At 69.6% G+C, this 19616-nt stretch carries 19 protein-coding genes; 8 read left to right on the top strand and 11 right to left on the bottom strand.

What is annotated here, in order from left to right:
• Positions 1 to 19 precede the first annotated feature (19 nt).
• The 3 genes from ACQ0O7_RS11030 (at position 20) to ACQ0O7_RS11020 (ending at position 4125) form a co-directional block, all read left to right on the top strand.
• A complete protein-coding gene (locus tag ACQ0O7_RS11030; protein WP_430781848.1) occupies positions 20 to 340 on the top strand; it encodes a hypothetical protein in 321 nt (106 codons plus the stop codon).
• A gap of 177 nt (positions 341 to 517) precedes the next feature.
• Complete coding sequence (locus ACQ0O7_RS11025; RefSeq protein ID WP_430781847.1) at positions 518 to 2143, top strand: dynamin family protein; 1626 nt, start codon at positions 518 to 520, stop codon at positions 2141 to 2143.
• Positions 2140 to 4125, top strand: coding sequence for a dynamin family protein (locus ACQ0O7_RS11020; RefSeq protein ID WP_430781846.1), 1986 nt, complete (start codon positions 2140 to 2142; stop codon positions 4123 to 4125). The genes ACQ0O7_RS11025 and ACQ0O7_RS11020 overlap by 4 nt, the downstream gene beginning before the upstream one ends.
• Positions 4126 to 4162: 37 nt before the next feature.
• Here the strand turns inward: ACQ0O7_RS11020 and ACQ0O7_RS11015 are convergent, their stop codons facing one another.
• A complete protein-coding gene (locus ACQ0O7_RS11015) occupies positions 4163 to 4594 on the bottom strand; it encodes a hypothetical protein (protein ID WP_430781845.1) in 432 nt (143 codons plus the stop codon).
• Positions 4595 to 4629: 35 nt separating this feature from the next.
• Positions 4630 to 5742, bottom strand: a complete 1113-nt coding sequence (locus ACQ0O7_RS11010) for an oxidoreductase (protein ID WP_430781844.1) — start codon at positions 5740 to 5742, stop codon at positions 4630 to 4632.
• 100 nt (positions 5743 to 5842) lie between these two features.
• On the opposite strand from ACQ0O7_RS11010, the gene ACQ0O7_RS11005 reads away from it, so the two are divergent.
• The 3 genes from ACQ0O7_RS11005 to ACQ0O7_RS10995 all read left to right on the top strand — a co-directional run bounded on the left by ACQ0O7_RS11005 (position 5843) and on the right by ACQ0O7_RS10995 (position 7473).
• Complete coding sequence (locus ACQ0O7_RS11005; RefSeq protein ID WP_430781843.1) at positions 5843 to 6265, top strand: MarR family winged helix-turn-helix transcriptional regulator; 423 nt, start codon at positions 5843 to 5845, stop codon at positions 6263 to 6265.
• A 120-nt stretch (positions 6266 to 6385) separates the two neighbouring features.
• On the top strand, positions 6386 to 7159 hold the full coding sequence (locus ACQ0O7_RS11000) for a class I SAM-dependent methyltransferase (RefSeq protein WP_430781842.1): 774 nt from the start codon (positions 6386 to 6388) through the stop codon (positions 7157 to 7159).
• Complete coding sequence (locus tag ACQ0O7_RS10995; RefSeq protein WP_430781841.1) at positions 7156 to 7473, top strand: hypothetical protein; 318 nt, start codon at positions 7156 to 7158, stop codon at positions 7471 to 7473. Before ACQ0O7_RS11000 ends, ACQ0O7_RS10995 begins: the two co-directional genes overlap by 4 nt.
• Positions 7474 to 7493: 20 nt before the next feature.
• On the opposite strand, the gene ACQ0O7_RS10990 is transcribed toward ACQ0O7_RS10995, so the two are convergent.
• Positions 7494 to 8495, bottom strand: coding sequence for a hypothetical protein (locus ACQ0O7_RS10990; RefSeq protein ID WP_430781840.1), 1002 nt, complete (start codon positions 8493 to 8495; stop codon positions 7494 to 7496).
• A gap of 185 nt (positions 8496 to 8680) precedes the next feature.
• Here ACQ0O7_RS10990 and ACQ0O7_RS10985 point away from each other — a divergent pair, with 185 nt between their 5' ends.
• Positions 8681 to 8869 carry a hypothetical protein gene (locus ACQ0O7_RS10985; protein WP_430781839.1) on the top strand — a complete coding sequence of 63 codons (189 nt, stop codon included), beginning with the start codon at positions 8681 to 8683 and terminating at the stop codon, positions 8867 to 8869.
• A gap of 153 nt (positions 8870 to 9022) precedes the next feature.
• On the top strand, positions 9023 to 9751 hold the full coding sequence (locus ACQ0O7_RS10980; protein ID WP_430781838.1) for a hypothetical protein: 729 nt from the start codon (positions 9023 to 9025) through the stop codon (positions 9749 to 9751).
• Between the two features lie 66 nt (positions 9752 to 9817).
• Here the strand turns inward: ACQ0O7_RS10980 and ACQ0O7_RS10975 are convergent, their stop codons facing one another.
• The 8 genes from ACQ0O7_RS10975 to ACQ0O7_RS10940 form a co-directional block, all read right to left on the bottom strand.
• Entirely contained in the window at positions 9818 to 12094 is a 2277-nt protein-coding gene (locus tag ACQ0O7_RS10975) for a tyrosine-type recombinase/integrase (RefSeq protein ID WP_430781837.1), read from the bottom strand.
• Positions 12091 to 13140, bottom strand: a complete 1050-nt coding sequence (locus tag ACQ0O7_RS10970) for a tyrosine-type recombinase/integrase (protein ID WP_430781836.1) — start codon at positions 13138 to 13140, stop codon at positions 12091 to 12093. Before ACQ0O7_RS10970 ends, ACQ0O7_RS10975 begins: the two co-directional genes overlap by 4 nt.
• Complete coding sequence (locus ACQ0O7_RS10965) at positions 13100 to 13810, bottom strand: TVP38/TMEM64 family protein (RefSeq protein ID WP_430781834.1); 711 nt, start codon at positions 13808 to 13810, stop codon at positions 13100 to 13102. Before ACQ0O7_RS10965 ends, ACQ0O7_RS10970 begins: the two co-directional genes overlap by 41 nt.
• 678 nt (positions 13811 to 14488) lie before the next feature.
• A complete protein-coding gene (locus tag ACQ0O7_RS10960; protein ID WP_430781833.1) occupies positions 14489 to 15952 on the bottom strand; it encodes an FG-GAP repeat domain-containing protein in 1464 nt (487 codons plus the stop codon).
• Positions 15953 to 15995: 43 nt separating this feature from the next.
• Entirely contained in the window at positions 15996 to 16556 is a 561-nt protein-coding gene (locus ACQ0O7_RS10955; RefSeq protein WP_430781832.1) for a hypothetical protein, read from the bottom strand.
• The gene (locus ACQ0O7_RS10950; protein ID WP_430781831.1) at positions 16553 to 17392 is read right to left on the bottom strand and encodes a carbohydrate ABC transporter permease; all 840 of its coding nucleotides are present in this window, start codon (positions 17390 to 17392) and stop codon (positions 16553 to 16555) included. The genes ACQ0O7_RS10955 and ACQ0O7_RS10950 overlap by 4 nt, the downstream gene beginning before the upstream one ends.
• The gene (locus ACQ0O7_RS10945) at positions 17389 to 18294 is read right to left on the bottom strand and encodes a carbohydrate ABC transporter permease (RefSeq protein WP_430781829.1); all 906 of its coding nucleotides are present in this window, start codon (positions 18292 to 18294) and stop codon (positions 17389 to 17391) included. Before ACQ0O7_RS10945 ends, ACQ0O7_RS10950 begins: the two co-directional genes overlap by 4 nt.
• The gene (locus ACQ0O7_RS10940) at positions 18291 to 19562 is read right to left on the bottom strand and encodes an ABC transporter substrate-binding protein (protein ID WP_430781828.1); all 1272 of its coding nucleotides are present in this window, start codon (positions 19560 to 19562) and stop codon (positions 18291 to 18293) included. The genes ACQ0O7_RS10945 and ACQ0O7_RS10940 overlap by 4 nt, the downstream gene beginning before the upstream one ends.
• Positions 19563 to 19616: the final 54 nt, after the last annotated feature.

The raw sequence follows: 19616 nt of genomic DNA, 5'->3' as shown, positions 1-19616 counted from the left end.
GGGATGGAGGAAAGTCCTGGTGAAAGAGCGGTCCCTGGACTCTGGCAGCCAGCTGAGCATCATCACCGAGACATGTTGTTGTGACTTCGATCACCGACTCGGTGCCGGCGGTGACGTCGTCGAGGGCAGCGGCACCATGACCACCGCCTCGCCGTCCACCGCGAATACGCTGTCCGGGTCCACCCGACCGGCCCTCGCCTCCGACCTGGAACGGGCCGCCGCCGGCACCCTCGAACGGGTGATTCGCCCGGCCGGCACCGACTGGTCCGCCGACCCCGGCACCGCCCGGCTGCGCGCCCCGCCGGAGCCCAAGACCGTCCGGCATCTACGCGGCTGGTGACCTGGCCGGACGGGTTCCCGGCCGCGTGGACGCGCGGCCGGGAAACCGTCCGGGTACCGAGGAACGGCCGCCCGTTCGGGCGATCCGGAAGCCACTTAGGTCTGTGCCGTTCCGCCTTCCATCGGGGCTACCGTCGGGCCTCGACTCTTACCGAACCGTCAGGTACCGGGAGCGGGATTGCCCGACACGTCATCAGCCGAACTCGCCTATCTTCTCGAGTCGGCCCGCCGCTGCGGACTCACCGGCGTGATGGACATGCTGCACGCGGCTCGGGACCGGACGGCTCGGGAGACCTGCCGCGTGGTCCTCGTCGGCGACTTCTCCGCCGGCAAGTCCACCCTGATCAACTCACTGCTGGGGGAGAGTCTGCTGGCGGTCGGCCCGGTGCCGACCACCACCGAGCTGACCGTCGTCCACCCCGGTGACACGTTCCATCCCGTCTTCCCGGCCGTGCCGGTACCCTCCGGCAGCCCGTGGTTGTCCCGCGAACACATCGAACTGGTCGACACCCCGGGGCTCGGCGCCCCTGAGGTGGGCAGCGCCGAGCGGGAGGCCCTGGTCTCCACAGCGGTCCGCTCCAGCGACCTGACCATTCTGGTGACGCCCGGGGTCGGTGGTCTCACCCTGCCCGACCAGAGGTTGCTTCGCCGGCTCGCGGCGCCCGGCCGGGCACGACTCCCACTGATCGTGGTCACCATGCTCGACGGACCCGACGACGACGAGGTGCTGCGCCGCGCGGCACTGGTAGCCCGCCGCGTGGACCCGGCGATCGAGGTGCTGCCCGCGCCGGGACCGGACCGGGACGACCCGGTCAGTCTGCGGCGGCGGTTACGGCTCAAGGAACGGCTCACCCGGATAGCCCGGGAGCACCACACGGACGGCTATCGCCGGCGTGCCCGGCGGGAGGCACTGATCACCGCCTGCCAGGACATGCGGGCGATCGCGGACAGTGGCATCGCCGCCGCCACGGCCGGTGCCCGCCGGCGCGGTGGCATGCGGGAGCGGCTGGCCGCCGAACGGACGGCGAACCAGGCGCTGTGGTTGGAGCTCCGGCTCGAACTGGACGATCAGGCGAACAGACTCCGCACCGTGATCACCCGGCGGACCCGTGAATGCTGTGCCGAGGTCGTCCGGACCTGTCTGCGACAGCTCCGCACCAGCGCGGAACCAGGCAGCCTGTGGGCCGACGAGCTGGCCGAAACCGTCGCCGACGCTCTCGACCGGCACGAGGCCGCCATGGAACGGATCGTCGCGGACGCGCTGTTCAACGCGGCTGGGGAGGCCGACGTACGGTTCTCCGCGTCAGCCCGGCCCGATGATCGCCTCGACCTTCCGGTGTCCCTCGGGCCGATGGCTCCCCGGCCACTCCCGCCCGGGCCTCTGCGATCGGCGACGTTCGTCGAGGTCACCGCGGAACTGATCGCCGAGACCGGTGAGGCGCTCGCTTCACTCGGACTGGAGGCGGAACTACCCAAGTCGCCCGCGTCCGAGTTCACCGGTCTGATCGGCGGGTTGATCTCGGTGCCGCTGCGCAGACATCTGCTGGACCGTCAGCGGGCGGCCCTCGCCACCGAGGTACGGGCCGGGCTGGAACGGTGGCGCGACGTCTACTCCGCGGCGGCCGGCCGTCGGGTCGGTGTGCTGTTCACCGGCCTTGCCGGCGCGGCACAGCGCCGGCAGGAGAGCTGGTGGGAGGCCAGGGACCGGGCCTGGGCCGAGGACAGTGACCGGTCGCTCTGGGAAGGCCTGTTGTTCGACATCGACCACATCGAGAAGTTGCTGGACCGAGAGGCTTCGGAATGACACGTAACCGCTCGTTCGTGACCCAGGACTGGGCCGCGCACCGTGCCCGGATCGTCGACCTCTACGCCGAGGTGAAGACGATCGCCCAACTCGCCGAACTGGACGAACCGGCCGACGCGGACCGGCTGACCGCGGCCCAGCGGCTCGACGCCGCCCGGGAGAGCATGCTGGACAGCGCTTTCCGGATCATGGTCTTCGGCGATTTCAGCAGCGGTAAGAGCACCCTGATAAACGCGTTGCTCGGGCACGACGTTCTACCCATGCGCGCCAACCCGACCACCGCTTTCACCACCGAGGTCCGCTGGGCCGACAGCTGGTCGGCCGAGCTGACCAGATTCGATCCTGAGCGTGGGCACGGCATCACCGAGATCGTGTCGCTGGAGGAGTTCCAGGAGGCGGTCGCCCTCCGGTTCGAGGACGAGGACTCCCCTACCGACAGCCCGTACACCTCGGGTGTGGTGCAGGGCCCGGTCGACATCCTGCGTGACTACGTCCAGCTCATCGACAGCGCCGGAATGAACGAGGACCTGGTCCGGGAGTCGGTGACACTCAGCTATCTGCCGAAGGTCGACGCGGTGATCTACGTGACCATGGCGAAAGCGGCGTTCAAACAACACGACCGCGACCACTACCTGAAGATGCTACGGACCTACGGTCATCAGGACATCTTCTACGTGGTCAACCAGTTCGACGAGCTTCGCCGGCCCGCGGACCGGGCCTCGGTCGAACTGCGCTGCCGGGCGATCGCCAAGGCCGACTCACCGACGGGTGATCCACGGATCTTCTTCACCAGCGCCCTGGACGCTCTGGAGGCCCGCACTCAGGAATCGGACGAGGACAAGCTTCGCGGGTCCGGTGTGCTGGAGCTGGAGGCGTCGGTCCGCGAGTTCCTGCACCGGAGCCGGACCATGATCAAGATCCAGCGGCCGGCCGAGGTGATCCGTCAGGAGGTCCTGCTGCTCCGCGAGTCGATCCGGCGCAGACGGGAGATGCTCAGCCGTAGTTCCGAGGAGCTGTGGACGGCTCTCGAGAACGAGTCGGAGCGGGGCACCGAGATCCAGAAGACCATCGGGCGGATCGGGGCCAGTCTGCTGACCTGGCTGGAACGTACCGAATCGCTTGTCCAGCAGCGGACCGAGGCGTTCCTCCGGCAGAAGGTGGCCGAGGTGCCGAGCTGGGCGAAGCAGGCGCCCCGCGCGCCGCTTCTGCGGGGCCGGGTCGCGACCGCCGAGCATCTGAGCACACATCTGCAGGTTCAGCTCAGCCAGGCGATGCAGGAGTTCTCGATCGCCGCCGACGGGATCGGTGGCCTGATGGAGGAACGTGAGGACATCCTCCAGCAGGATCTGCTGCCACTCATCAAACAGTTCACCGGCCACATGGCGGAACTGGAACGGGCCCTGACCGGCAGCGCGCACACGGTGGACGAGGAGACCCTGCGCGGTTGGCTGGCCGGCCTGACCACCTACGCGGCACTGCGGCCGGATCCGAACTCCACCACGATCTCGACCACCGGGGTGGTCAGCGGGCTGATGCTGGGCGGTGGCGGGGCCGCGTACGGCACCGCTGCGCTGGTCGGGACCACCTCGGCCGCCGCACTGGCCACGGTCGCCGCTCCCCTGGTCGTCGCGGCCATCGCCATACCGCTCATCGTCCGGCAGATCGGCCGCCGCAGAGCGCGGGCCATGACCGCGGAGAGCTTCGCCGAGGAGCTGAGCCGGGACGCGCGCAGCCTCGCCGAGAAGTATGCCCGCGAGTTGGCCGTCGAGTTGCGCGGCCGCACCGACGCGATGAGCACCGAGCTGGAGAGTCGCTTCTCCGAAATGCTCAAGGAGGCCAAGGACGCCGTCGGGCAGGCCCGGACCAACAAGGACGGCCTGCTCGAGGTCCAGCAGCGGCTCGCCCGATGGGAACGGTCACTCAATGACATCGACAAAGCCGTCAGCGGGATCACCCACGCCATCATCGGCTCCGGCGCCTGAGTGGACCGGCCGGGAGGACGTCCCGGCCGGTCACCGGTCAGGACAGGGTCGCCTTGACCTGGGCGCCGACCACGCGGCCCATCTTGGCGTCGGTCATCTCCTCCTCGGGGATGACGATCGCCGCTCGCAGGGTCTCCATCGGCTGCTGGTGCACGCCCTCCAGGGTGGCCAGCGCCCGGTCCACGGACTCCTGCTCGGGCAGGGGCGCGTTCGGGAACGGGCGTCCGAAGGAGAGGATGCCGGTGGTCGCCGGGGTGGTCAGCCGGCAGGCGCCGCCCATCAGCCAGAACGGCCACTCGACGGTGGCCTCGCTACGGGCCACGTCGATGGGGAGGGTGCCGTCCGACGCGGCGAACGTCAGGCGCTGTGGGGTGACGGTGAAGATGCCGAACACGTACGACTTGCCCTGGGACGGGTTGAACATCTTGTTCGGACCCAGCCAGGCCGCCACGACGAGGATGTCACTCATCGTGCGAACAGTATTCGATCTTGATTACCGTCAGGTCACCAGCCCGCGCGCCAGAGCTGCGGAGCGTGCGGCAGGTCGGTGGCCGGGACGCCGAGACGGGACGCGGCGGACGCGGCCCAGTGCGGGTCGCGCAGTGCGGCCCGGCCGATCGACACCGCGTGTGCCTGACCGGTGGCCAGGATGGTCTCCGCCTGCACCGGGTCGTCGATCAGGCCGACCGCGCTGACCACCACCGGCGTGCCGGCCAACTCGCGGACCAGGTCGGCGGCCAGCGGCACCTGGTAGCCGGGGCTGACCGGGATCGCCGCGCCACCGCCGAGACCGCCGGACGAGACGTCCACCCAGGTCACGCCGTGCTCGTCGGCGAGCCGGCGGATCAGCCGGGCGGAGGCGGCCACGTCCCAGGCGCCGTCCAGCCAGTCGGTGGCGCTGATCCGGATGCCGAGCGGCTTGTGCGCCGGCCAGACCGCGCGGACCGCGGCGGCCACTTCGCGGACCAGCCGGGTGCGGCCCTCCTCGTCGCCGCCGTACTCGTCGGCGCGGGTGTTGGTCAGCGGTGACAGGAACTGGTGCATCAGGTAGCCGTGCGCGGCGTGCAGCTGGATGGTGTCGTACCCGGCGGCGTCCGCCCGGCGGGCCGCGTCGGCGAACGCGGCGACCACCTCGGCGATCTCGGCCACGCTCAGGCCCTTCGCGGCGTCCAGTCCGGGCAGCACCGGGCCATCGACCGCGCTGACCGTGGTCCAGCCGCCCTCGGTGACCGGGACCGTGCCGGCCGAGGCGCCGGGCAGCCAGGGGTGGGTGGACGCCTTGCCGCCGGCGTGGGCGAGCTGCACCGCGGCGGCCGCGCCCTGGGAGTGCAGGAAGGCGACCACCCGCTGATGGGCGCGCTGCTGCTCGTCGTCGTACAGCCCGACGTCGCGCGGGCTGATCCGGCCGCGCGCCTCGACGCCGGTGGCCTCGACGGTGATCAGGCCGAAGCCGCCGGCCGCGAACGAGCCCAGGTGCTGCAGGTGCCAGTCGGTGGGCACCCCGTCCTCGGCGTCGATCACGTACTGGCACATCGGCGCGATGATCGCCCGGTTGCGCAGGGTGAGCCCCGGGCCTCGCGGCGCGGGCAGGGTGAGGGGCGTGAACAGCTGAGGCATGACGACCCGGCTCCTAAATACTTGCGTACGCCTTGTATTGCCGAACGCAAGCAAAGTTAGTTGCAGACGCCGTATTTTGCAAACAGCTATGATGTACGCCATGACAGCCCTGGCCCAGCGCTGGTGCGCGCTACAGGTCCTGCACGACCGGATCAGCTCGCACATCGAGCGCGCCCTCCAGCCCGCCCACGGCATCAGCGTCCGCGAGTTCTCCCTGCTCGAAGTGCTCAGCCACCAGCACTACGGCGACGGCGGCCACATGCAGATGAAACAGGTCGCCGCCGCGGTCGCGCTCAGCCAGTCGGCGACCACCCGGCTCGTCGCCCGCCTCGAGGAACGCGGCCTGCTGTCGCGCTACATCTGCCCCACCGACCGGCGCGGCATCTACACCGAGGTCACCCCGGACGGGCGCCGCACCCTCACCGCGGCCCGCCCGACCAATGAGGCCGCCCTGCACGAGGCCCTCGGCGAACTCGCCGCCGACGCCGAGTTCGCCGACCTGGTTCAGGTCCTGCGCGGCTGACAAATCAGCTTTTCTATCGAACCCGGTAAATGCCGAAGTCGTTTAGGCTGACCTCAGGAGTCACTCCTCGAACCGGTGACGGATGCGACAACGCGCCACGACCCGTGAAGGATGGTTTCGATGACGCACCGCGATCTGATTAGGCGGGAGTTCGCCCGGCAGGCCGAGACGTTCGAGGACGGGCGGCTCAACGACGCGCTCACCCGCCACCTGGACCGCCTGGTCGATTTCGCCGCCCCGGTCGCCGGCGACGTGTGCCTGGACGTGGCATGCGGCACCGGGCTGGTCGCCCGGGCCCTCGCCGGCCGGGTCCGGCAGGTGACCGCCCTGGACATGACCCCGGAGATGCTGGCCATCGGCAAGGCGTCAGCCGACGCGGAAGGCCTGCCCACCGTCGTCTTCCAGGAGGGCGACGCCGGCCGCATGCCCTTTCTGGACGGTTCGTTCTCCCTGGTGGTGACCCGGTTCTCGATCCACCAGGCGACCGAGCCGGACGCGATCCTGACCGAGATGGTCCGGGTGTGCCGTCCCGGCGGCCGGGTGGTGGTCGCCGACCTGGTGCGCACTCCCGGCCTGCGCGGCGACCCGGACCGGATCGAACGCCTGCGCGACCCGTCGCACGGCACCATGCGCACCGTCATGGAGATCGAGCGGGTCCTGATCGCGTCCGGCGCGGAGTTGGTGGCGGCCGAGGTGTTCGAGGTGGTCCGGCCGCTGAGCACCTGGCTGGACCAGTCCCGCACCCCGGACGAGGTGGCCGACCGGATCGCCGCCGAACTGCGCGCCGAACTGGCCGGCGGCGAACCGACCGGGATGCGGCCCCTGCTGCGTGACGGCGACCTGTGGTTCGCCCAGACCTGGGCCCACGTGCTGGCGTACGCTCACCACCCATGATCACCGGACCGATGGGGCTGACCACCGAGGCGCTGGGCACGATCCCGGCGATCGACCCGGCGCGGCTCGACGAGGTGCTCGCCGCTGACGCGTTCGGCAAGTTCGCCGTGCTCAGCGGCGCTCCCGACGACTACCTCCAGGCCGGCAACGTCTGGACCCCGGACGCCACCGGCGACCCGTGGGTGCTGGAGTACCGCGAGGACGGCCACCACCACCGCGCCGACGGTGTGCTGACCCTGGAGCGGGTCCGCGAGGCGTTCCGGTCCTATCTGACCGGCGGCTCCGAGTGGCGCACCGGCTTCACCTGGAGCTGACCCCGCCGCACCGGCGCCGGTCAGTCGGGGAACGCGTCGGGGTCGACGTCGGTTGACGGCGCGTTGCCGCCGAGGCGGACCTTCAGGCTGATCGACCAGATCGTGTACTGCCGGGAGGTGGTGGTGAACTTGAAGTTCGAGTCGAATCTGCTGAATCCGCAGTCGCGGGTGAACCGTTTGCCGTCCCAGTCGGTGCCGGACGACATGAAGATCTGGTAGTTGCCGTCTCTGATCCGGCCGGTGGTGACCTTCTTCTTGCCCCGCACGTAGACCACCACGGACGGCTTCTTCGCACCCACCTTGACCAGCTTGATCACGGTGTCCGAGGGGTTGCCGTTGTCGGTCTTCAACTGGCCGCTGCCGCCGGTCACCCGCCGCAGGTAGGTGCCGTTGGCCTTACGCCGCTTCTGATCCTTGGTCACCGCCGGCAGGAACGAGCCGAACTCGTAGTCGCCGCCCAGCGCGGAGGCCGCGGACCGGACGTCGGCGGCGGCACCGGCCCGGCTCAGCGCGGCGCTGGCCGCCCCACCGGTGCAGATGTCCCGGCTGTCGGCCGAACTCGCCACCGTGGACAGCTCGTCCTCCAGCGCGGCGAGCGCGGAGACCAGGTCGTTGTGCGCGGACGCGGCCTCCGGCGGCACGGTCAGGCCGGACAGGGTGGACGTCTGGGAGCGGACCGTGTCGGCCAGCTCGTCGGCGGCACTGGACACCGCCCGCGGTGTGGTGGCCTTGCGCAGCGCGGCGACCCCGGCGGACAGTTTGCCGTTCGCCTCGTCGAGGGCGAACTGGACGGCCTTCGGATCCAGCGGCGGTACGGTCGGCGTGCTCTCCAGCGTGGGCTGGGTGGTGGCGGCCAGCCCACTCCTGGTGGTGGCCGCGTCGCTGTCCTTCAACAGGGCCGGCACCAGGCAGAAGCCGCCGAGCAGGACCACAGCGCCGGCGGCGACGCCGATCCGGGCACCCGTACCGAACCGGGGCCGGGCAGGTTCTTGCGTGTAGTAACCCCCCGTATTCATATCCATCCCTAGAGTATTGGAGGGCCGGTCAAGGCAATCCCATCAGCCGTTCGGTCGTAGTCGATACGAGCCGCCTCGATCCGTGCCTCACCGGGTACGGCGGCAAACGTCACCCGGCCGGCCCCTCGATCACCCTGAGCTCCCACGTCGACGACGTCGTCGCGCTCATCCGCGCCGAAGACCTGATCGACGTGGTCCTCGTCGGGCACAGCTACGCCGGCATGGTGATCTCCGCCGTCGCCGAGCGGGTGCCCGGCCGGATCGCCGACGTCATGCCGGTCACCCGGGTCCTGATCGACCGGGCGGCGGCCGGGGCGAAGCCGTGGCGGATCCCGCCGATCGAATCGTTCGGGATCACCGATCCGGCGGACGTGGCTTAAAAGCTGACCGCCGGCCACGACCGCATGATCAACGCGCCCGGGGAGCTGGCGGCTCCGCTGCTGAAACCGGCAAGTTAGGTGGAATTGGCCTGCCTGCTCCTCGAAGAACGACTCTTCTGGGTGAGTGCGGTGGGCGTCTGTATCGTGATCGACATGCTCGAGGGTCTCGACGAACTGACCGCCGGTGACCGCCACCGAGGGTGGGAGTTCGTTCGAACGCTGACCGCGGCGTATGGCCGTCCAGTCGTCGAGGGCGATGGTGTTGACCCGGCCCTGGTGCAGGTGGGCGAGGACCGGATCGGTTTCGCGTTGCCGGCCGCACTGCGTGAGGCTTATCTGCTGTTCGGTCGCCGATGGGACCTGACCGCCGCTCAGGACAGCTTGATATCGCCACAGAGTCTTGACGTTGACCCTGCTGGTGTCCTGGTGTTTCGGGTGGAGGCGCAGGGCTGCGCATCGTGGGGTGTTCCTGCCCGGTCGATCGGTCAGGACGATCCGCCGGTCGTGGTGAACGTCGGAGACGGCTGGGTGCCCTACTCGGATCGACTTTCGGTAGCGCTTGTCGAGATGGTGATGTCGGAGGCGATGTTCTCTGCCGACGAGCGCGACGTCGACAACCGGGAGTTGGACGACACCACTAATGCCCTGGTGAGCGCCGCGTTCGAGCGCCTGCCGCTGCCGGTTTTCCCCTTCTGGGCAGGGATGGATGGGCCGGGAGTCCGCTGGTTCGCCGGTCCCGATGTGCTGCTGCGAAATGACGGCGAGACGTGGCTGTGGGTCTATGGCCGGACGCCGGAGGCGGTGCAGGCGGTGCGGGATCGGCTGTCCGGCGAGTGGTTGATGGTCGCGGACGACGACGAAGACGAGGAGTTCGACGACTGAGCTTCCGGCCGGGAGGGTGGGCCGACCGATGGTGAATGCTGATGAGGGGTGGGCAGCAAATGTGTCCTATCTCTTCTGCGGCGGTGTGCTGGGCAGGCTGTCGAGCAGCTGCGTCAGCGGGATGAAGGCGTCGGCCGTGCCGAGGGCCCGGGGTGTCGGTCCGGCAGGCGTCGGTGTGTCGGCGAGGCGTTGGGCGAGGGCTTCGAGGGCTTCGCGGTCGCCTTCGAGCGCGGCGCGCTCGTCATCGGTGAGGTCGACGGTTTCGAGCATTCGGTCGATGCCGTCACGAACCGAGATGACCTGCCCGGCGCTGGTTTGCTTGGGCAGGTAGAAGGGGCACCGGGCGCAGGACAGCCGGTGTGGGCACTTGGCGAAGAAGTCGTAGGAGCAGTAGCCGTCGCCGAGGTCGTAGTACTTCCACGGAGTTCCGGTCGCGGCGGCGCCGGAGGTGATGCTGTCGCGGTCGACCAGGACTTGGATGGTGCGCAGGTTGCGGGTGAAGTAGTCGGCCTTCTTGTAAGCGGCCGCCAGGGTGCGTTGCAGGATCTGGGCATAGTGCCTGGTGCTGGCCGCGTGCTTGTGTCCGAGCCACTGCTGGAGGTCGACCAGGGTCAGTGGTTCGCGGGCGTTGAGCAGCTGGGTGGCGATCGTGGCGCGGGCGCGATGGCTGGTGAGCGCGCCCCGGGAGTCGGACTCGGGAATGCCGGCTTTGCGGCAGAGCGCCGGGATGACGTAGTCGTTGAGGTGTGCCTTGCCGATCAGGAGCCCGCGGTGGCAGAACAGGTGCTCCTTGGGCTGCCCGGTCTTGCGGTCCGGGATCAGCGGCTGTGGTGGCCGGACGAGCTTCCAGGCTTCGATCAACTGCCCGACGAGGGGGTCGACGGGCTTATTGAACGCTCTGCTGGTCTTGTTCGCCGGAACCCGTAGCAGGCAGACCTGGAACTCGGCGCCGGAGTCGGCGTCCCGGCCGGTGTCCCAGATGACGCAGTCGGCTTCCAGCCGGCGGATCTCGTCGATGCGCAGGGCACCGAACAGCCAGACCCCGACCAGTGCCCGGATCATCTCGATCGGGTAGTAGGTCTGGCCGTTGCCGGCCTCGCGTGCCGAGGGCGTTCCGTATTCGGTGAGGTCCTCGACGTTGAGCGTGAGTCCGGCGGCCATGAGCTTGGCCCAGGCCGCGTCGTCGATGATGCGAGGGTTGGGGCCGAGCGCGGCGCGCACCGACACCGGCGAGGACAGCACCCGGCGCGGGTCGAACCGCGGTGTGATCCATTCCCACTCGATCAGGTCGCAGAAGAAGCCGCGCAGCGAGTCGAGCCGGTTGGCCATACCGGAGGCGCCGAGCTTCTTACCGAAGTTCGTCTTGTTCGTGTTGTGGCCGGCCCACTGCCCGACCACCGCGGTCATCGTGTCGGCGACGTACTCGGCGGCCATGTCCCGCGTCCACAGGTCCGGCGAGATCCGGTCCGGGTGCTTCTCCGCGGCCCACCGTCCGGCGACTAGGATGATCGAGAACATGACCCGGACGGTGGCGGGTTCTTGCGTCGCGAGCGTCCGCCAGCGTTGCGCCCAGTCGAGCCATTCGTCGGGAACACTGGCCAGGGTTGACGGACGGATGCCTTGCCGGTGGTGGTTGTTGGTCAGAGGCTGCGGGATGACGCCCAGATGGGCCAGGACCCGGGAGAGCTTGAAGATTCCCTGGCGGCGAGACATGCCCGGCCGGTACTCGGCGGTCATGTTCACGAGGTGCTCGTAGGTGACGTCGCGCAGAGAGGCGCTGCCGACGGTGAGGATGACGTCGAGAACGGCGTTGCTGATCGTCCAGCTCTGCGCGTCGCGGTAAGCGCCCCAGGCGGATAGCACGCTGATCGTCTCGTCGACCGCCGCCCGGACCGGCTCGGCGCCGAACATCAGGTCGGCAAGCCGGTGCAATTGGATCACACCGGCTCGGATGTGCAGCCGGGGCTGGTCGCAGAGCAGCTTCGCCAGCGCGATGATGGGGAACCGTTGGGTTACCGGGACTTCACCGCCGTGGGAACACAGCGTCGTCCAGGTCGCCTCGTCCCACCGCCAGAACGGCGTTTGCTGGCGACTCATCAACCGCAGCAGCAGGTTCCGCGGCGCATTCTGATGGTTCGCCGGCCACGACGCCGTGACGGCGTCGATGGGCTCGACGATGTTGCGCAGCACCAACCGCTCGTGCTGCTTGAGCTTGCACGAGTCGCGGGTATCGAACGCCGCCAGCGTGCTCCACTGCTGCGGGGTGATCTCGAAGTCGAACCGGTCCGGCTCGTTGCCGACGGTCGGCGCCGGAACCAACTCGGTGGCGATCAAGGCGCTCATCCGGCCACCGCCGTGAGCGAGGCCAGCAGTGCTTCCCGCTGAGCGTGGATCGCGTTCATGCTGCGGTGTAACCGCTCGGCCAGCTCTCGGCCGCTGAGGTGGATGTACTTCAGCGTGGTATCGAGGTCGCGATGTCCGGCGTACTGCGCGATCTGGTCGAGCGCCCACTCGGCTCGGGCCAGGTCGGTCAGGCGCAGATGCCGGAACGTGTGCGTGGACAGCCGTGGCACCCTGGAGCGGGCGGCGATGCCTTCCACGATCTTCGACCAGCTCCAGCGGCTCAGCGCGGCGCCGTGATTGCGCGGTGATTCGCTGCGCAGCAACGCGCCGCCGACCCGGCCGAAGCGCTCGCGCCGGTGTCGCAAATAGGCGCCGAACAGCTGGGCGGTGGCCGCGCCGTAAGCGACCTCCCGTGCTCGCTTGCTCTTGGTGGTCTCCGCCCGTAGATGGATCAGGGAGTAAGCCGGGTCGAAGTCGTCCACCTCGAGCGCGACCAGCTCCTCACGGCGCAGCGCACCGTCGTAGGCCAGCGCGACCATGAGCCGATTGCGCAGGCCTTCCTGCGCAACCGCGCCGATGATGGCCGCCCACGCCTGCTCGTGCGGGATCCACGGCGCCTTCTCGACCCGCCGTACCAGCCCACGCTTGGGCCGCCGGCCGCCGCGGCCGGACTGGCCGCGGCGCACCGGGTTGAGCTCGCGAAGGCCGTCCTCGACCATGAACGCGTAGAACGAGCGCACCGCGACCACGCGCTGCTGAATCGTGGCGTTGGCCAGCCCAGCGCCGGAGTCGAGATGCACCACCTTGACTGAGCGCGGATGCGGGCGTGCTCGCAGGTCACCGATCCATCCGGCGACTACGTCCGCCTTCGCGGTCAACGGGTCGAAGCCCTCGCGACGGCAGAAGCGCAGGTGGTCCTCGGCTGCCCGGCCGTAGGCATCGATCGTGTTGGGAGCGCGGCCGATGTTCGCGGTGAACTGCAGCCAGCGGCGGCCGGGCTCGTGGTCAGCGAGAAGTGGGTAGTTCGCCCACTGGATCTTCGTCATAAACGGATAAATTAGGGCAAACCAATTCCGCATAAGGCGTAGGACGGCGCAGGATCGCGGTGGCCACCGCTCCCCCGGCCGCCAGCAGCACCGCCGCCCCGATCGACAGCGCGAAACCCGGGCTGCCCGGACTCAGCGCGCTGTCCCCGAGCGTGGCGTAGACCAGCGTGCTCGGTGCGGCGCCGATCGCGGTACCGATCAGATAGTGGCGCACCCGAATCGCGGTCGTCCCGAACCCGTAGCTGACCAGGCCGAACGGGGCGATCGGCAGAATCCGCATCAACGCCACACTGAGCACGCCGCGCCGGGCCAGCCACGCGTCCAGCCCGGCCAGCCGCCCCCGGGCGGCCACGAACTCCCGGCCCAGCACCCGCCCGGCGCCGAACGCGAGCAGGGCCGCCAGAGCCGCCCCGGCCAGCACATATCCGCCACCGGCCAGCGGCCCGAACACCAGCCCCGCACCGGCCGCCAGCACCGAACGCGGCACCAGAGCCGCGAGCAGCAGCGTGGTCCCACCGACCACCGCGACCGGCCCGAACACCCCCAGCTCGACAACACCGGCGGCAAGCCGCTCCGGCTCGGGCACCCCGGCCACGGCAACCGTGACGGCACACGCCAGCACCAGAACGATCAACAGAACCAGCCGGGCGGTGGCATTGCGCGAAAACACCCGCACAGTGAACCAGAGCCGGGCCCGTGGAGATACAACGCGGCTTCCGCGAACCGATCTGCCTGGTCCGACTCGCTCCGGCCCCGGTCCGCGTCTCTCCAGGTCCGCGCCGGCCGCCGGGCGGTCGTCGTTTCCCAAACCCTTGTGGGTACGCCGTAAGGGTCCACACCGATCGGGTCGTCCTGTCCGGTCCGCGCGAGGTCCGCGTCACCGGCGGACCGTCCGGCGACCGCCGGGCCGAATGCGGTGGCCCCTGACGACATGCACCCGGCCAGCCCACATCCCGGCGCGGGTATAGCGTGCGCCCCGGCATGCATATGGCATGCACCCCGGCGCGGGTGTGGGGTGCCCCCCGGCGCGGGAATGGCATGCACCCCGGCACGGGTGCGGGGTGCCCCCGGCGTGGGAATGGCATAGATCCCGGCGCGGGTGTGGGATGCACGCCGGCACGGGTGTGGAATGCACCCCGACCAGCGCACACGCCGACAGCCCGCGGGTCCCATGCATCCCACCAGCGCACACGCTGGCGGATCGGGTGCCCGCGACGGCGCCATGGGCCGGCACGGGCTCCCCAGCCGACGTGCGTGCGCCACCGGGCCGGGTCGCCAGACGCCCGCACACGAACCGGGCGACGTGCGCGCCCGGTCCTGGGGAATCGCGAACCGGCCGGGCTCGGGGTCAGCCGCCGAGGATCACCAGTTCGGTGCGGCCGCTGGCGGTTCCGGTGGTCTGGAGCATCATGATGTCGGGGCGTTTGTCGTCGTTCCAGTCCAGAACGGCCACGGCCAGGTGGGTGGAGACGCCGGGAGCGGTGTCCGCCTCGGCCAGGGTCTTCTGGAACTGGGACGCGCCGTCCAGCACCTGGACTCCGGTCTTGCCGGTGGCGGTGGTCGACTTGTGCAGCAGGACCAGGTCGGGTTTGCCGTCGGCGTTCCAGTCGGTGACGGTGATGTCGCGGTCGGGGCCGGCCGGCGCCTTGGTGACGATCACCGCGCTCACCTTCTGGTAGCCGGAGGCCTTGTCCACGATCTGCAGCTCGACCTTGCCGGACTTGGTGCCCTCGGTCTGCACCACGACCAGGTTGCCGTCGATGACCGCGAACCGGTGCCGCTGGTCGGTGGCCGGCAGGCCGGTGATCGTCTCGGCGGCGACCTGCCGGAACGAGGAGGTGCCGTCGAGCACCCGCAGCTCGGTCTTTCCGCTGGCGGTGCCGGATTTCCGCACCACGAACAGGTCGGGTCTCTTGTCGTCGCCGTGGGAGCCCATCGCGTACTCATAGGTCTCGTCGGTGGGTCCGAGCGCGGTCGCCACCGACAGGGACAGGCGGGAGAACTTGGACGCGCCGTCCATGATGTGGACTTCGGTCTTGCCGGTGGCGGTGCCGGTGCCCTTGACGGCGAGCAGGTCGGTCTTGCCGTCGCCGTTCCAGTCGGCGGTGAGGACTTCGTGCCGGCCCGGCATCGCGCCCAGCTCGGCGCCGCCGGCGTGCAGCGCCTTCTGGTACGGCCCGGTGGGCGTCTCCTCCTCGGCGGCCGGGGGCGGTGCCGTGGTGGTGCCGGCCGGCTGTGGCCACAGCGCGTTGACGATCAGCGCCGCGTCGTCGACCTCAGGCGTGTAGGCCAACGGGTAGGCCGACACCTGCACTTTCTGGCAGATCGCCCCGATGTCGCCGGTCATCCACCGGTCGCCGGGGTATTTGCGCAGCATGGCGTTGAGGAACGCGTTGGTCGCGAACACCGGGTCGGTCAGCTGGGCGGGGCGCCCCCAGCCCTGGGAGGGCCGCTGCTGGAACAGGCCGAGACTGTCGTGGTCGACGGCCTGGGTGTAGTTGTGCAGGGTGCTCTCGGCGATGGCGGTGGCGATCGCGATGACCGCGGCCCGCTGGGGCAGGCCGCGGGCCTGCACGGTGTCGACGATGACCCGGGCGCAGGACAGGTGGCTGCCGTTGACGGCGGCGCCCAGGCGTTTGCCGGTCATCCGTGATTTGAGCTGCTGGGCGGTGGCCCGGTCGGCGGACGACACCTCGCCGGTGTAGCACGGGGCGGACCGGGGCGCGGCGAACGCGGGTGACGCGGGCAGGCCGATCATGCCGGCGGCGAGGGCCGCGGTGAGCACGAATCGCGGAGCGGAGTCGGCCGGCATCCTCAACGAACCCCCATCGTCGGTCAATCGCCGCACTAATCTTTCACACCTTCGGGCGTCCAAGATAGAGGCGGCGGTCGACCCCTAGCGAGGCCAGCAGCACCAGACCGGGTGTGATTAGCGCCATCGGCGCGAGCATCCAGCCGATGACGGCGGCGCCGAGCAGCGCACCGGCCAGCAGGGCGCTGCCGGCCGGGTCGGTGACGGTGTGGCGTACCGCGGTCCGGACGGCGTCGATCGAGCCGGGCGGGGCGTCCGGGGTCCAGGTGCCGGCCAGGCGCACCACGGCGACGGCGCCGAGGGCGGCGACGATCAGGCAGGCGAGGACGGCGCCGGTTCCGGCCTGGCGGCCGGCGGTCAGATTCCAGGTCAGCAGCCCGGTGAGTACGGGTACCGCCACGCTCGCCGCCGGCAGCCCGCGCAGGGCGGCGCGGAAGTCGGCGGCCACCGCTCCCACCCCGCCGCCGACCCCGTCGATGTGGCGGCGCAGGTGCCCGGCTCCGGCGATGGCCGCGGGCAGCGCGGTGACCAGCCCGAGCGATGCCGACGCCACCGCCACCCCGGTGATCAGCACTTCGCCGAACAGCGCGAACCGGGCGTTCATCCCTTGAGCCCCTGCGTGGCGACGCCCTCGACGAGATACCGCTGGAAGACGAAGAACATCAGCAGCACCGGTACGAGGGCCAGCACCGCCATCGCGATCTGCGCCCCGTAGTCGGAGGTGGTGGTCTGGTCGATGTAGAGGCGCAGAGCCAGCGGCAGCGTGTACATGTCCGGTTTCTTCAGATAGAGCAGTGGGCCGAGGAAGTCGTTCCAGCTCCAGATGAACGCGAAGATCGAGCTGGTGGCGATGGCCGGGCGCAGCAGCGGCAGGATGATCGAGCCGAAGATCCGGGCGTGGCCGGCGCCGTCGACCTGGGCGGCCTCGTCGAGTTCGCGGGGCATGCTGCGGATGAACTGGACCATCAGGAAGACGAAGAACGCGTCGGTGGCGAGCAGTTTGCCGATCAGCAGCGGCACGAACGTGTTCACCAGGCCGGCTTTCTGGAACACGATGTACTGCGGGATCAGCATCACGTGCGCGGGCACCAGCATCGTGCCGATCATCAGGGCGAACCACAGGTCGCGGCCGGGGAAGCGGAGCCGGGCGAAGGCGTACGCGCTGATCGCACTGGAAATGACGATGGTGAGCACCGACAGGACCGCGAGCAGCAGCGAGTTGCCGAAGAACTGCCAGAAGCTGATCCCGGCGATGCCGGACAGCGCGGTCCGGAAGTTGTCCAGCGTCGGCACGTCCGGGAACGGGTTGGCGGTGCCGATGATCTGGCTGCGTTCCTTGAACGACGAGGCGATGGTCCAGACCCCGGGGTACAGGACGATCACCAGTACGGCCAGGGCGCCGAGGTGGAAGCCGATGCTGCCGGCGCGTGAGGTTCTCACGATTGGTCGCCTCCGTAGTGGACCCACGACTTCGACGTACGGAACATGATCAGGGTCAGTACCGCCACGGCGAGGGCGAGCAGCCAGGCCATCGCGGACGCGTACCCCATCCGCAGGTCGGCGAAGCCGCGCATGTAGAGGTAGAGCGTGTAGAACAGGGTGGAGCCGGCCGGGGAGCCGTTGCCGCCGGAGATGACGTACGCCGAATTGAAGATCTGGAAGGCGTGGATCGTCTCCAGGATCAGATTGAAGAACAGCACCGGCGAGATCATCGGCAAGGTGATGCTCCAGAACCGGCGGGCCCGGCTCGCCCCGTCGACCAGGGCCGCCTCGGTGATCTCGGCGGGCACCTGCTTCAGCCCGGCCAGGAAGATCACCATCGGGGCGCCGAACTGCCACACCGACAGCAGCACCAGCATCGGCATCGACAGCGACGGGTTGCCGACCCAGCCGCCGGAGTGCCAGCCGACGAACTCGCCGATCCGGTCGACCGCGCCGTCGCTGCTGAACAGGGCCTTCCAGACGATCGCGATGGAGACGCTGGCGCCGATCAGCGACGGGGCGTAGAACGCCGACCGGTAGAAGCCCTGGCCCCGGCGGCGGCCGTTGAGCAGCACCGCGACGGCCAGGGCGGCGGCCAGTTTGAGCGGGGTGGCCAGCAGCACGTAGCCGAGGGTGACGGTCACCGAGTGCCGGAACCGCTCGTCGGCGAACAGTTTGGTGTAGTTCTCCAGGCCGATCCACTCGGGGTCGCTGAACAGGTCGTACGAGGTGAACGACAGGTACAGCGAGGCGATCATCGGCCCGGCGGTGAGCAGGACGAGCCCGAGCAGCCAGGGCGACAGGAAGGTGTAGCCGGCGGTGGTCTCCCGCCGCCGGCGTTCGGTCACCGGCACGGTCACTGTTCCAGCGCGTCGGCGGCGCTGGCGAACCAGCGTTTCGCGGCCTCGGCCGGGGTGGCCCGACCGTAGTTGATCTCCTCGGAGATGGTCAGGAACTCGGTCTCGATGGTGCCGAATCCCTCGGGTAGTGCGCCCTGGGAGGCTCCGACGGACGACCGCACGCTGTCCTCGTACGCAAGCACGTTCGCGTCCGTCCCGGTCGCCTGGATCGCGTCGCGCTGCGCCGGGACGACGGGGACGCCGCGTGACGTACCGAAGATCCTGCCGACCTCGGGGTTGTTGGTGAGGAAGTCGACGAGCTTGACCGCCTGCGCGGGGTGCTCGCTGTTCTGGGCGACCGACAGCAGCATCGCGGCCTTGAAGAACAGCCCGCTGGTGCCGGAGTCGGAGGGCAGCGGGAGCTGCTTGAACTCGCCCTTGCCACCGGAGTCGCCGATGTATCCGGCGATCTGGTTGTCCCAGGAGAACTCGCTGGCGGTACGGCTCTTGGCGAACGGCGACACCGGTTTGAGCTCGGTGGTGACCTTGGCCGGCAGCAGCTCGGTGGGGCGCATCGCGGCGGTCGACTCCCACCAGGCGGTCAGGTCGGCCTCGGTGAAGTTCAGCTTGTTGCCGGTGAACGGCTCCTTGCCGGACTGCCGCAGGTAGTGCAGGTAGATCCAGAAGACGCTGGTGTAGTCGCCGGAGCCGTAGACCTTCTCCGGCCGGCCGGCGCCCTTGGCCGAGACGTCCTTGATGAACTGCTGGTACTGCGCCCAGGTCATCGGCGCCTTCGGCTCGTCGATGCCGAGCTCCGTCAGCATCGCCGCGTTGTAGTTGAGGGTGAACGCGTTGGTGCCGGTGGGGATGCCGTACGTGCCGTCCTCGTACTTGCCGGCGGGCAGGATGTTCGGGTCGATGCCGGTGACGTTCAGGCCGTCGCCGAACTGGTCGTCGAGGGCGCGCAGCTGGCGGGTGCGGGCGTATTTGGCGAGGTAGGCGAGGTCCATCTGGAGCACGTCGGGCAGGCTGGAGCTGGCCGCCTCGGTGGAGCGCTGCTGCCAGTAGACGTCCCACGCGGCGAACGAGGTCTGCACCTTGATCCCGGCGTTCTGCTGCTGGAACAGGTCGACGGCCTGCTGGTACTTGCCGGCCCGGTCGTCGTTGCCCCAGAACGCGAAGTTGAGCGTCACCGTGCCGGAGCTGTCGTCTCCCCCACCGCAGGCGCTCAGCGCGGGTGCGGCCGCGCCCAGCGCGCCGAGGATGAGCAGTTGGCGTCTATTGACCATCACGTAACTCCCCAAGGTTAAAGGCAAGCGCTTTCCCGAAGGGTTTGTATCGTT

The sequence above is a fragment of the Actinoplanes sp. G11-F43 genome, from assembly GCF_050589265.1.
Taxonomy (GTDB): Bacteria; Actinomycetota; Actinomycetes; order Mycobacteriales; family Micromonosporaceae; genus Actinoplanes.
The sequence above is the reverse complement of the archived record's forward strand: the minus strand, read 5'-3'. Positions and strand labels throughout refer to the sequence as shown.